This is a genomic window from Sedimentibacter saalensis (assembly GCF_007830175.1).
In the GTDB taxonomy this organism is placed as follows: domain Bacteria; phylum Bacillota; class Clostridia; order Tissierellales; family Sedimentibacteraceae; genus Sedimentibacter; species Sedimentibacter saalensis.
Window position 1 is genome coordinate 155,498 of record NZ_VLKH01000006.1, and the last position, 13,063, is coordinate 168,560.

The window sequence follows — 13,063 nt, forward strand, 5'->3', positions numbered from 1 at the left end:
GAGGACCTCGTGTCCTCCCGCATGCAATAAATTTATAGAATTCAAACCGCGGGCGGATACAAGATCCGCCCCTACGCGCAGGTAATTTAGCATAAGCGGTAAATTATAAATCCCGGATTTTTTTATGACAACTCAAACATTCCTGTGTAGAGCTGGTAGTACTTTCCTTTTTGTTCTATGAGGTCTTCATGGTTTCCTCTTTCTATTATCTTTCCGTTTTCTAAAACCATTATGGCATTGGAGTTTCTTACTGTTGAAAGCCTGTGAGCTATTACAAACACAGTTCTATCCTTCATTAGTGTATCCATTCCTTTTTCAATCAATGATTCTGTACGGGTGTCTATGGAGCTTGTTGCTTCATCAAGAATCAAAACCGGCGGATCTGCAACTGTTGCTCTTGCAATTGCTAATAGTTGTCTTTGTCCCTGGCTTAAGTTTGTTCCGTCCGAAGTGAGTATTGTGTTGTATCCTTCCGGCATGTGTTTTATGAATGAATGAGCATTGGCAAGCTTAGCTGCTTCAATAACTTCTTCATCAGTGGCATCAAGTTTCCCATAGCGTATATTTTCCATTATGGTGCCCGTGAAAAGGTGAGTGTCCTGAAGAACCATGCCCAGTGAACGTCTCAAGTCATCTTTTTTAATTTTGTTGATGTTTATTCCGTCGTACCTGATTTTACCGTCAGGGACATCATAAAAACGGTTTATTAGGTTTGTAATGGTAGTCTTACCTGCTCCTGTTGATCCAACAAATGCAATTTTTTGACCTGGCTTGGCAAAAAGGTTTATGCCGTTTAAAACAGTCTTATTTTCATCATAACCAAATGTTACATCCTCAAATCTAACATCGCCCTTAACCAGAGTATAAGTCAGTGCTCCGTCTTTGTGAGGGTGTTTCCATGCCCATACTCCTGTTCTGTGTGAAGCTTCAGTAATATTTCCGCTCTCATCAACTTCAGCATCAACAAGTGTCACATAACCATTGTCAACTTCCGGAGTTTCATCAAGAAGATTAAATATTCTTTCAGCACCTGCAAGGGCAGTGAGTACTGAATTCAGCTGCTGTGATATTTGTGTGATTGGCTGTGAAAATGAACGTGTGTACTGCAGGTATGAGCCTATTGTTCCCAAGTCCATGTAGCCGTTTACTGCAAGCAAAGCTCCTGCTGTTGCTGTCAGGGCATAATGCACATATGACAGGTTTCCCATTATAGGCATCAGTATGCTTGCAAATGTATTGGCGCTGGATGCAGCCTGGCGAAGTCTTTCGTTTATTTCATCAAATTCCTGTTTTACCCTGCCTTCGTGGCTGAACACTTTAACAACTTTCTGGCCTTCTATCATTTCTTCAATGAAGCCGTTGAATGTTCCCAGTTCCTTCTGCTGCTTTATGAAGTAGCTTGCGCTTTTGCTCCCTATTTTCTTGACTGCAAAAATCATTATGGAAAACATGAACACAACCAATAGCGTAAGGATTGGGCTAAGTATTACCATCATTGTAAAAACACCAATGACTGTTATAGTTGATGACACAAACTGAGGAAGACCCTGGCTGAGCATTTCTCTTAATGTATCCGTATCATTTGTGAAACGGCTCATGGTTTCTCCATGAGTGTGAGTGTCGTAATATTTGATTGGAAGGTCCTGAAGGTGTCTGAACATGTCAACTCTTATTTTTCTCATAGTACCGGTTGATACTTTAAGCATGAGGCGGTTGTAAGTAAATGAGCATATAACACCGAAGGCATACACTGCAACCATTATTCCAATCATTCCTAAGAAGCCTGTCAAATCAGGATTTTCCTGACCTATAAATGGCACAACATAATCATTTATTATGGGCTTTAAAAAATATGTTCCTGCAACTCCTGACAAAGAACTTCCTATTATTGCAATTACTATTGCAACAAGGTGAAGCTTATAATCAAACAAGTAGCTTAGAAGTCTTTTAAGTGTTTTAGAGGTGTTCTTTGGTTTAGCAAATCCTCTCGGACCGCCTCCCGGACCACCGTGACGAACTGCAGTTGTTTTTTTCTCCATTATGCCACCCCTTTCTGCTGCGATTCATATACTTCTTTATATATTTCATTTGTTGCTAATAATTCCTCATGTGTTCCAACGCCGTCAATTTTTCCGTCATTGAGAACAATGATTTTGTCTGCTTCGCTAACAGATGAAATTCTCTGAGCTATGATTATAGTTGTTGTGTTTTGTAAATTTTCCTTGAAGCTTTGTCTGATTTTGCTGTCAGTTGCTGTGTCCACAGCGCTGGTTGAATCATCAAGTATGAGTATTTTTGGATTCTTAAGAAGTGCCCTTGCAATACAAATTCTTTGCTTTTGTCCTCCTGAGACATTGACACCGCCTTGGCCTAAATCTGTTTCATAGCCATCTGGCATTGCAGAGATGAAGTCATGAGCTTGAGCAGCTTTGCATGCAGCCATAATTTCCTCATCTGTGGCATTTTCATTGCCCCATTTCAGGTTTTCCTTTATTGTTCCAGAAAACAACACATTCTTTTGAAGAACCATTGCAACGTTGTTTCTTAAGGCTTCAAGACTGTAATCCCTGACATCGTGTCCTCCCACAAGAATTCTGCCTTCCAGTACATCGTAAAGACGTGGAATGAGCTGAACAAGCGTTGTTTTTGCTGAACCTGTTCCTCCGATGATTCCAACTGTTTCACTGGAATTGATTTTCAAATTCACATTGTCAAGAGTCAGGTTGTCACTTTTTTTCGCATAGCTGAAGCTTACATTGTCAAAGACAATTGAGCCGTCATTGGCTGTGATTTCTGATTCTTCGTTATTTTTTATGTCTATTTCTTCGTCAAGTACTTCTAATATTCTTTTTATTGATGCTCTTGACATAACAATTCCAATAAATGCAAAGGAAATCATCATCAAAGACATCAGGATTTGTGAAATGTAGCTTATGAAGCTGAAAAGCTCGCCAGTCTGCATGTCGCCTGCAATAACCAGATTTCCACCGAACCATGCAATAAGTATGGTGCATGCATACATGGTGAACATCATTATGGGCATGCCAGTTATGACTATTCTTTCTGCTTTTATTTGAGCATCTCTTAATGTGTTTGCTGCTTCTTCAAATTTTTCATTTTCGTAATCTCTTCTTACAAATGCTTTAACCACACGTATTGCCACAAGATTTTCCTGTACGGAAGAGTTCATTGAATCATATTTTTCAAGCATTTTCTGGAATCTTGGAAATGCCAGGTATGAAATGATTCCCATGGCGCCTCCTAAAAAAGGAATTGCAAAGAGAAACACTGCTGATAGCTTTGCATTTATTGACACTGCCATAACAGTGGCGCTTACAAGCATTATTGGGGATCTCACAAGCATTCTTATAACCATCATGAATGCAGTCTGAGTGCTTGTTACATCTGCTGTCAGTCGAGTTATAAGTGAAGCTGTGCTGAATTTGTCAACATTGGCAAATGAAAAGTCCTGAATTTTGTAAAAAAGTTTTTTCCTGATTCCTGCAGCAAGACCTGTGCTTGCAAGAGAAGCAAAGCGTCCGGACAATGCACCGAAAACTAAAGATATTAAAGCCATTAATACCATGAGGCTTCCGATTCTAGCTATATATGCTACATCTGCATTGGCAATGCCCACGTCTATTATTTTGGCCATTAAAAATGGTATGAAAACTTCAAGTATTACTTCGCCTATAACCATGATTGGCGTCAGTAATGCATATTTCTTGTACTTCCCAAGGCAGGGAATAATTTTATCAATCATTTGATCACTCCTTGATGTTAAATTTTTTTGATTCATTTCTTAATGCAACAATTGAGCAAAAGTCTATTTTGCTGTCATCAGAAATATTTGCTATGAGACGGTCGAGATGCTCTTTAACTGAAAGAAGCTCTTCATCTGAAAAACCATTGAAAAGTTTTTTGTCGAATTCATCAAAGCTTTCACGGCACTTTATAGCCAGTTCCATACCTTTTTCGGTAACTGAAAGCATATTTTTTCTTAAATTATCTTCATCGATTTGTTTCTTTACAAGCCCTGCTTTCTGAAGTCTTTTTGTGGAAGTGGCAATTGAAGCGGGAGAAACACACATCAAGTCTGCAATTTCCTTTTGAGTGCATCCGTCATGGTGGATGATGTATTCAAGTATGGGAAGCTGTCCCATGTACAAGCCTGCTTCTGCTGAAATTCTGTTCGCTTCCATACGCCTTAAAATGCTAAGCTTTTCAAGACGTCCAACTACTCCTAAAAATTTTTTGTTCATCTTTACCTCCAATGTTAACTGATTAACAGTTAACCGATTAACATTACATATCATACCACTATAATTTAATATGTCAAGATTTTTTTAATAAAAAAAGCAGCATTGGCTGCTAAGATTGATATATAACACGGGCGGACACAAGATCCGCCCATACGGAATGGTAAATTTGACATTTAGCGGTGTTTTGATATCACGAAATGTAGGAGGACTACTGTCCTCCCGCACTTAAACAAGGCGGATATTTATAATGTCAATAATTTGTAATATTAGTTTCTTTTTATCCCACATAAAAATACATCATGATGAAATGGCAGAAGGTTCCTGCCAGCACAAACAAGTGGAAAAGCTCATGAAATCCAAAATATGTATTGTTGAAGTTTGGCTTCTTAATCCCGTAAATTGTTCCTCCTATGGTGTATGAAACTCCACCCATTACAAGCCAGAACATTCCTCCTGCAGGCATGTTCTTAGCCAGTGGAGAAAGAACAAGTACAGCAAGCCAGCCCATAGCTATGTACATAATAGAGCTCACCCAGTTTGGAGCTTTAATCCAAAATATTTTAACGAACACTCCAATAATTGTTATGGTCCAAACAAGTGCAAGGAGCCTGTAACCTGCATTATTGTTCAGTACAAGCATGCACATAGGTGTGTAAGTGCCTGCAATCAAAACAAATATCATGATGTGGTCAAGCTTACGCATAACAAGTTTTGCCTTTTGTTTTGATTTGTCGATGAAGTGGTAAATGGTGCTTGCGGAATATAATAATATCATGCTCAATCCAAATATTAAAAACGCAACTGCAGTCATATTGTTGTTAGCATTTCCCAAAAGCAAAAATGTTCCCACAACTCCGAAAACAGCTCCTCCAAGATGAGTGAGGGCGCTGGTAATTTCTTTTTTATCCTGATTCATTCCTGCCTCCTATGTAGTTTTAATAACTATATTATATAGTTATAATATGCTCTTTTTAATTATATGTCAACAGTAATATTGGAATTAAAGAAATATTATTTATGAAGGTTTCTGTCAACATAAGGAGCATTTAACTTTTCTATAATATGTTGCTAAAATAAAACATTAACTATTATTTCTTAAATCCATGATTTTATTTTAGTGTAACTAAGAAATGTAGGCGAAAAATCAAAAAATAACCGTATAACAGACATAATTAAATAAAATAAGTCAAATGTGTTGCTTTTTTTATTTAATTAGGATATTATAAGGTACAAAATAAAATAGATTCTAAAATATGTAACGAGTTGAGTTGCCTTAGCATGCTTTGGAAAAAGAAAAGAGAAAAATTTAAAATATGAAATTTGAAAACTTAAATGTAATTGAACCAATCTTAAAAGCCTTATCAGATGAAGGATACGAAGCACCTTCCCCAATACAGGAACAATCAATCCCTTCAGTTCTTAAAGGAAGAGATTTGCTTGGATGTGCCCAGACAGGCACAGGAAAAACCGCAGCGTTTGCTGTTCCAATCATACAAAAAATATATACACAGAAAAACAAAGGATCCAAAAGACAAATACAATCCTTGATATTAACCCCAACAAGAGAACTAGCAGTTCAAATTGAAGACAGCTTCAGAGCATACGGAAAATATACAGGTTTAAAATACCTTTCTATTTTTGGAGGAGTTTCACAAAATCCTCAAACAGATGCGCTGAGAAGAGGAGTAGACGTTCTGATAGCTACGCCTGGAAGACTCATGGACTTGATAAATCAAAGACAGGTCAATCTTCAAAATGTAAAAATATTTGTTCTTGACGAAGCAGACCGCATGCTTGACATGGGTTTCATTCATGATGTAAAGAAAATAATTTCTTACATTCCCCAGGAAAGACAGACATTGTTTTTCTCTGCAACAATGCCTAAGGAAATTTCAGACCTTGTGAATTCAATTTTGTCTGATCCTGTGAAGGTTGCAGTAACACCAGTTTCATCAACAGTGGACACAATAGAACAAAGTGTTTATTTTGTTGATAAAAACAACAAGAAAAAACTGCTTGTGGATTTATTGCATACAGATAAAATTTCTTCAGCTCTTGTTTTTACCCGTACAAAATATGATGCGGATAAAGTTGTGAAGGAACTTGCAGCAAATAAAATAAATTCTCTTGCCATTCATGGAGACAAATCCCAGAATGCAAGACAAAGTGCACTGAACAGCTTTAAAAAAGGCGAGATTAAAGTGCTTGTGGCTACAGACATAGCTGCCAGGGGAATAGACATAAACGAATTGTCCCATGTAATTAACTTTAATTTGCCGAACTTGCCGGAAACTTATGTTCACAGAATAGGAAGAACAGGCAGAGCAGGTATGAGCGGAACTGCAATTTCATTTTGCGAATACGAAGAAAAGCCGTTCTTGAAGGATATTCAAAAGTTAATCAAGAAAAATATTGAAGTGGTTAAAGATCATCCTTACCCAATGCTTATAAACTGTGTTGTTCCTAAAGCTGAGAAAAAAGTGAACAGACAAAAAGTTGAAAGAATAGAAACAGAAATATCAAGAAACAGAAAAAGTGCCAGCAAGGGATCTTCATACAGAGGAAGTTCAAACAAAGGAAGCTCCAGCAAAGGAAATTCCAAAAAATCTTATGTAAGAAGCGGAAAATAATATTATAAAAAGGCGGCCAGACCGTCTTTTATTATGCCAATTTTCAGAATGTTTTCAAAGTGTGCTAGGAGGGTTACTGCCATCTGAGGTTGATGATAAAGTAACTTTTGACATTGTCATTCTGAGGGCGTAGCCCGAAGAATCTCATGTTTTTAAATAAAGATGAGATCCTTCACTATCGTTCAGGATGACAACGTCAGGGTGTGTCAATAGAAGCAGTATTGATTTTAAAAGCACAAAAAAATAAAAAAATCGGGATATCTCCCGATTTTAAATGTTCACGCTATGCTATTTATATTATAGTAACATTAGCTGCCTGGTCGCCTCTGTTGCCTTGAGTAATATCAAAGCTAACTGCCTGACCTTCTTCTAATGATTTATATCCGTTTCCTTGGATAGCTGAAAAATGAACGAATACGTCATTTCCGTTATCTCTAGTTATAAATCCAAATCCTTTTTCTGCGTTAAACCATTTTACTGTACCTTTATTCATGAGGTACCTCCTAATTATTATTGTACTCAAATTGCATATAAAAAATTCACATATTTTTACAAACTATATACAAAACATATATATAATCTCTAAAAACATGTGAAATCAATAAATACATCCGTAATACTTTACCAATATAACACGGTGAAGTATTAAAGTCAATAGAATTTTACAATTTTTTAAAAATATTTTTAAGTTTTTTTAAAATTTATTAAAAATTGCTCTTTCATGGGGTTTAAATTCAGGAAGGATTGCAGATGAAAACGCAGTTAAAGCTATAAATAAAATATAAAGGAAAGGAGGCTTCATAACCTTAATTCCTTTTGACATATTTATATAAACATATGAATATTTTAAAATTTTTTAAAAAAACTGTTGACAAAGAAAACGCAATGGTTTAATATAACCATTAATATAAATAAATGCGTTGAAGCAGAGAAAGATATTTGAATCATTTAAAGAGAGTTGGGGAAGGTGAAAGCCAACAATGAAAAAATATGTAATATTCACTGCTGAGCATATCTGTTGAAAGGGAAACTGAGTAGGCGGATGCGTGAACTCACGTTACAGAGTTAGAAGTTATCAGACTTCGAAGAGTGATGATTATTATATCATAAATAGGGTGGTACCGCGGATCTTTCGTCCCTATAAGCACAGTTGAATTTCAAATGTGTTTATAGGAGTGAAAGATTTTTTTTATGCCCTAACCCCGTTGTTGTGAGCGATAGCGAAGCAAGAATGGTTGGTAGGTCAAACGCAACGAGTTACCAAATTATGCGACCGGAGGATGTCAGACAATTAATAAACACCGACACTGTCATCCTGAACGATGGTGAAGGATCTCATCTTTATTGAAAACATGAGATTCTTCGGGCAATGCCCTCAGAATGACAACGTCGAAAGTTACTTTGTCATCAACATGTGCGACCGTAGGAAGCAAGAAAATTTGTGTTCGAAACTGCGAATGACCAGCGACAACCGCCGGGAAGTCTAAGGTAAACAAATCACATTCCAGCAAAATTAAATTATTAAACTATGCGCAGAGTTTAATTTTCAAAACAAAAAAATTACAGGAGAATGAATATGGAAGCAAAAATCGAAAATCAAGCAGTACAAAACGTTAAAATCAAGAAATCCATCGTACCGCCTTTTGTAGGAATAGCAGCTGTATGGTTCGGCACTCATGCGGGACCTGGTGTTGCTTCAGGAAAACAGGTTGCAACTTACTTTTCATCATATGGTAAAATAGGGATGCTGACACCAGTATTTGCAATGGCACTATTAGGACTGGCTATGTATTTTGCAATTGAATATTCTAGAGTAAATAAAGTACATGATTTTAAAACTTTTACAAATAAATTCTTTCATCCTTATGAAAAATTATTCAGCGCATTTTTTGAAATATCTTTCCTTGTAACATCGCTTCTGGCTCCCGGACTTTGCATTGCCACAAGCGCAAAATTGTTTCAGCAATTTTTCGGGCTTAATATATGGGCAGGAACAGTGTTGATGGTATGCTTATCAGTTGTGCTGGTTATTTACGGCGCAGAAATTGTAAAGGCAGCTTCAACGGCTCTGACAGTGGGAATCCTTGTTGTAATAGGACTTATAGTAGTGCTTGGCATAAGCGCCAGCAAAGGAGCAATCAGCACTAACTGGGCTGCAACAAGCTTTTCAGATCATTCTCTTACAAGTGGCTTATGGCTGGCAATTACATATGCGGGGTTCCAGTCCACAGGCAACATAGGAAACTGTATTTCAGTTTCTCAAGGGTTGAAAAGTAAGAAAGAATCAATGATGTCTGCAGCATTGGGAACTTGTTTAAACGCCCTTATGCTTGTGGCTATAGTGCTGGTAAACTTTGCATATCAGCCTGATTCCATTCAAAGTCTCCTGCCTAATTACTACATAGTGCAGCAGATAGGATTACCTGTTCTTGAAACTGTATATGTTGTATTCGTTGTAATGGCATCATTGTCTACAATCATCGCATTTGCATTTGCTTTGGTAGCAAGATACGGAAACAAAACGTACATGGTAAAAAGAATCAAGACAGAAAGAAACAGAAGCTTGTTTATAGTTCTTTCAATGCTCATATTAGATGTTATGGTTTCAACATTTGGTATAGCTTCAATAGTAAACATTGGATACAAATATTTGGGATACTTCTCAATTTTCGTTGTTTTGTTCCCGTTTATAATAGTTGGATTAATAAGAAGCAAAAAATTAAAAACAGAAAATTAATATGCGCGAAGCATTTTGCTTCGCTGCATTTTCATCAAGGAGGAAAAATGACAATCATAGTGCTTATCAAACAAGTGCCTGACATGGAGAAAGTGAAGTTTGACAGAGAGAAGGGAAGAATAGACAGGTCTTCTGCAGGAACGGAAATAAATCCGTTTGACTTGAACGCATTGGAGGCAGCTCTTGTTATAGCCGAAAAAACAAGCTCAAAGGTAGTTGCTGTTTCAATGGGACCTCCTCAGGCTGAGGAATCATTAAGAGAGGCAATTGCAAGAGGAGCTGATGAAGGAATATTATTGAGCGATGCAAAATTCGGCGGATCAGATGTGAAGGCTACTTCAGGCATTTTGTCTGCAGCAATTAAAAAAATTGGCAGTTACGATTTGATTATAGCTGGAATTCAGACTGTTGACGGGGATACAGGTCAAGTTGGACCTGAGGTTGCAGGTATACTGAACATTCCACACATAAGCAATGTTGAAAGTATAAAAGATTTTACTGAAGAATCCATAGATGTTGTATCGAATGTATGGGAAGGACAGTATCTCAAAAGAGGAAAATATCCGCTGCTTATGACCGTAACAAAGGATGTAAATGTTCCAAGGCTTCCTAACTTCAAAAATAAAATGAAGGCAAGAAAGGCAGAAATTACAAAGTGGGACAGCAGCCACTTAATAGACATAATTGATGAATCACGCCTTGGGGTAAAGGGTTCACCAACAAAAGTAAAGAAAATTGAAGTGCCTGCCCAATCGCAAAGAGAAGGAAAAATATTTAAGGACAGTGGCAGCGAGGCTGTTTTGGAAATGCTTGATGTTTTCAAAAAAAGCAGGGTGCTGAACAAGGAGGTTTAAATGGAAGAAAAAGAATACAAAGGAGTCCTGGTGTTTGCCGAACAGAAAAAGGGAGACATTCACAAGGTTGCTTATGAGCTGCTTGGAAAAGGAAAGACATTGTGTGACAAGCTCAATTGCAGTCTGATGGCAGTTGTTTTGGGACAGTCTGATATAAATGTAAATGAACTTGTTTACAGAGGCGCTGACAATGTTTATCACATAGAAGATGAAATGATATTCAGCGTTCCTGATGAAGTTGTATATGCTGAAAATCTGGTAAAATTAATTCATGACATTAAGCCTGAAATTTGTTTGTTTGGAGCTACAACATTCGGCAGAAGCCTTGCTCCCAGAGTGGCAGCCATTCTGGAAACCGGACTGACGGCAGACTGCACGGATTTAAGCATTGACGATGATATGAAATTAATTCAGATAAGACCAGCCTTCAGCGAAAATATTCTTGCTCACATCAAGTCGGACAACTATCCTCAAATGGCAACTGTTAGGTACAAGGAATTTGACGAAGCCCACAGGGATGAAACAAAGACAGGTGAAATCATTAAAGTAAAAGCAATAAAATCCGGAAACAGCCTTGTGGAAGTTCTTGAAGAAATCTCCAACGAAAATATTAACATTGCAGATGCAGATGTGGTTGTATCAGCAGGAGTGGGAATAAAAAATGCAGAAGATTTAAAAATGATACAGGAACTGGCAATGCTTCTGGGCGGAGAAGTGGGAGCCTCCAGAGCACTTGTGGAAACAGGAATTATATCAAAAGCTCATCAGGTAGGATACAGCGGAAGCAGAGTTAAACCTAAAATATACATTGCATGCGGAATATCAGGAGCTCCTCAGCATGTGGCAGGAATGAAGGAATCAGGAATTATAATTGCAATAAACAATGACCCTTCAGCACCAATATTCAAAGTAGCAGATTATTCAATAGTAGGAGATATGTATAAAATTATACCGGAACTCATTGAGGCAATTAAGAGTTAAAAAAATTAAGAATTAAGAGTTAAGAATAATAAAATTAAGAATTAAGAGTTAAGAGTGAAGAATTAATTGTTAATGATTTTGGCTTAAGATTATTGAAATAATATGTTTGAGTTTAATTTAATTTACATTTATTTATGTCATCCTGAACAGCAGTGAAGGATCTCGTTTTAATTTGAAAATATTACTTTAGAGTATTAAAATATGGAGGAATTATGAACGAAAATATAATCAGGAAAATGCAGGAAATTGTAGGTGAAGACTGGGTAGTATCAGACCTTGACAAAGTGAGCAGCTACTGTGAAGATGAAACTGAAAAAGCAGTGAAGCCGAAAGTTTGCAGGGACTGCGTAGTCGTAAAGCCTGCAAGTGCAGAAGAAATTTCTGAAATTATGAAATATGCCAACGAAAACAAATATTCGGTAATGGCAAGAGGAGGCGGCACAAGCCTTTCAGGAGCTGCAGTTGCCATAATGCCTACAATCATCATTTCTATGGAACGCATGAACAAAATAATCGAAGTTGATGAGGCATCACTTACTGTAGAATGCGAAGCAGGAGTAACACTTCTTGACATTGTGGAGCTGTTCAACAAGCATGACAGCCTTTACTTCCCAATCCATCCAGGGGATGAAGGTGCTCAGGTTGGAGGAATGGTTGTAATGAATGCCGGAGGAGTAAGAGCAGTAAGATATGGCGTAATGCGCGACCAGGTCAAAGGTCTTGAAGCTGTTCTTCCAACCGGAGAAATAATCCATGCAGGAGGAAAGCTCATAAAAAACAATGCAGGGCTTGATCTAAAAAATCTTTTGATCGGAAGTGAAGGAATTCTTGGGATTGTGACAAAGGTTACTTTATCCATAAAGCCTAAGGACAAACATATAGGAAGCCTTCTTGTATCTTTTGAAAATGACTCGGATGCTGTGAATGCAGTTACTGAAATTTTCAAAAGCGGAATAAAGCCACTGGCTATTGAATACATGGAAAAAACAGCAATATTAAGAGCTGCTGAAGATATTGGTATGACATGGCCTTCTAATGTTGGAAATGTTGATTTGTACTTCATTGTTTCTGAGAGAAAAGAAGATGATCTGTATGAAATGTATGAAACAATTGTTGGTATATGTGAAGAAAACAATGCAGTTGAAAGCTTTGTGGCAGAAAGCTCAAAGGAACAGAAAACTCTTCTTGAAATAAGAAGCCACGTATACCCAAGCATGCATAAAATGGTTGTTGATGCCATTGATGCTGCTGTTCCAATAAAAAATCTTGCAAAGTATATGGAAGGTATCAAGAAAATATATGAAAAATACGGCGTTGAAATATCAACAATAGGTCACATAGGCGACGGAAACATGCACAACAGTATTTTGACTGAGGATGCAGAAAAGCCTGAATGCTACGATGAGATTGTTGATGAAATATTCAACTTAGTCATAGAATGTGAAGGAGCAATCACTGGTGAACACGGTGTGGGCAAAGTGAGAAATGAAAGACTGAAGCTGCAGTTCACTGAAAAGGAATTAAATCTCATGAAGGCAATAAAAAATGTTTTTGACCCCAACAACATTTTGAATCCCGGAACAGCTCTGTAATGTTTAA

At 37.3% G+C, this 13,063-nt stretch carries 10 protein-coding genes and 1 other annotated feature; of the genes, 5 read left to right on the forward strand and 5 right to left on the reverse strand.

From position 1 onward, the window contains the following. Positions 1-122: 122 nt before the first annotated feature. The 4 genes from LY60_RS11705 to trhA all read right to left on the reverse strand — a co-directional run bounded on the left by LY60_RS11705 (position 123) and on the right by trhA (position 5,178). Positions 123-2,039, reverse strand: a complete 1,917-nt coding sequence (locus tag LY60_RS11705; protein ID WP_145083863.1) for an ABC transporter ATP-binding protein — start codon at positions 2,037-2,039, stop codon at positions 123-125. Beyond that, on the reverse strand, positions 2,039-3,763 hold the full coding sequence (locus LY60_RS11710; RefSeq protein WP_145083866.1) for an ABC transporter ATP-binding protein: 1,725 nt from the start codon (positions 3,761-3,763) through the stop codon (positions 2,039-2,041). The genes LY60_RS11705 and LY60_RS11710 overlap by 1 nt, the downstream gene beginning before the upstream one ends. A 4-nt stretch (positions 3,764-3,767) precedes the next feature. Continuing rightward, positions 3,768-4,262, reverse strand: coding sequence for a MarR family winged helix-turn-helix transcriptional regulator (locus tag LY60_RS11715; protein WP_170226200.1), 495 nt, complete (start codon positions 4,260-4,262; stop codon positions 3,768-3,770). A gap of 277 nt (positions 4,263-4,539) precedes the next feature. Next, positions 4,540-5,178, reverse strand: a complete 639-nt coding sequence (gene trhA / locus LY60_RS11720; protein WP_145083872.1) for a PAQR family membrane homeostasis protein TrhA — start codon at positions 5,176-5,178, stop codon at positions 4,540-4,542. A 397-nt stretch (positions 5,179-5,575) separates the two neighbouring features. Between trhA and LY60_RS11725 the strand changes: the two genes are divergently transcribed. Further along, entirely contained in the window at positions 5,576-6,892 is a 1,317-nt protein-coding gene (locus LY60_RS11725; RefSeq protein WP_145083875.1) for a DEAD/DEAH box helicase, read from the forward strand. Between the two features lie 292 nt (positions 6,893-7,184). Here LY60_RS11725 and LY60_RS11730 read toward each other — a convergent pair whose 3' ends face one another. Beyond that, positions 7,185-7,385 (reverse strand): cold-shock protein, encoded by a 201-nt coding sequence (locus tag LY60_RS11730; RefSeq protein ID WP_145083878.1) that lies wholly within the window; start codon positions 7,383-7,385, stop codon positions 7,185-7,187. A gap of 418 nt (positions 7,386-7,803) precedes the next feature. Beyond that, positions 7,804-8,035 (forward strand) — a binding site (T-box leader). Between the two features lie 433 nt (positions 8,036-8,468). On the opposite strand from LY60_RS11730, the gene LY60_RS11735 reads away from it, so the two are divergent. The 4 genes from LY60_RS11735 (at position 8,469) to LY60_RS11750 (ending at position 13,056) form a co-directional block, all read left to right on the forward strand. Beyond that, positions 8,469-9,629, forward strand: coding sequence for a YkvI family membrane protein (locus LY60_RS11735; protein WP_145083881.1), 1,161 nt, complete (start codon positions 8,469-8,471; stop codon positions 9,627-9,629). Between the two features lie 47 nt (positions 9,630-9,676). Beyond that, positions 9,677-10,483, forward strand: a complete 807-nt coding sequence (locus LY60_RS11740) for an electron transfer flavoprotein subunit beta/FixA family protein (protein ID WP_145083884.1) — start codon at positions 9,677-9,679, stop codon at positions 10,481-10,483. Further along, positions 10,484-11,464 (forward strand): electron transfer flavoprotein subunit alpha/FixB family protein, encoded by a 981-nt coding sequence (locus tag LY60_RS11745; RefSeq protein ID WP_145083887.1) that lies wholly within the window; start codon positions 10,484-10,486, stop codon positions 11,462-11,464. A 212-nt stretch (positions 11,465-11,676) separates the two neighbouring features. Further along, the gene (locus LY60_RS11750; RefSeq protein ID WP_145083890.1) at positions 11,677-13,056 is read left to right on the forward strand and encodes an FAD-binding oxidoreductase; all 1,380 of its coding nucleotides are present in this window, start codon (positions 11,677-11,679) and stop codon (positions 13,054-13,056) included. The last annotated feature ends 7 nt before the right edge of the window (positions 13,057-13,063 follow it).

Bases quoted from the DNA above. Each gene is read 5' to 3' on its own strand.
- trhA (WP_145083872.1), bottom strand. From the start codon at position 5,178: ATGAATCAGGATAAAAAAGAAATTACCAGCGCCCTCACTCATCTTGGA.
- LY60_RS11750 (WP_145083890.1), top strand. From the start codon at position 11,677: ATGAACGAAAATATAATCAGGAAAATGCAGGAAATTGTAGGTGAAGAC.
- LY60_RS11745 (WP_145083887.1), top strand. From the start codon at position 10,484: ATGGAAGAAAAAGAATACAAAGGAGTCCTGGTGTTTGCCGAACAGAAA.
- LY60_RS11735 (WP_145083881.1), top strand. From the start codon at position 8,469: ATGGAAGCAAAAATCGAAAATCAAGCAGTACAAAACGTTAAAATCAAG.
- LY60_RS11730 (WP_145083878.1), bottom strand. From the start codon at position 7,385: ATGAATAAAGGTACAGTAAAATGGTTTAACGCAGAAAAAGGATTTGGA.
- LY60_RS11705 (WP_145083863.1), bottom strand. From the start codon at position 2,039: ATGGAGAAAAAAACAACTGCAGTTCGTCACGGTGGTCCGGGAGGCGGT.
- LY60_RS11740 (WP_145083884.1), top strand. From the start codon at position 9,677: ATGACAATCATAGTGCTTATCAAACAAGTGCCTGACATGGAGAAAGTG.
- LY60_RS11710 (WP_145083866.1), bottom strand. From the start codon at position 3,763: ATGATTGATAAAATTATTCCCTGCCTTGGGAAGTACAAGAAATATGCA.
- LY60_RS11715 (WP_170226200.1), bottom strand. From the start codon at position 4,262: ATGAACAAAAAATTTTTAGGAGTAGTTGGACGTCTTGAAAAGCTTAGC.
- LY60_RS11725 (WP_145083875.1), top strand. From the start codon at position 5,576: ATGAAATTTGAAAACTTAAATGTAATTGAACCAATCTTAAAAGCCTTA.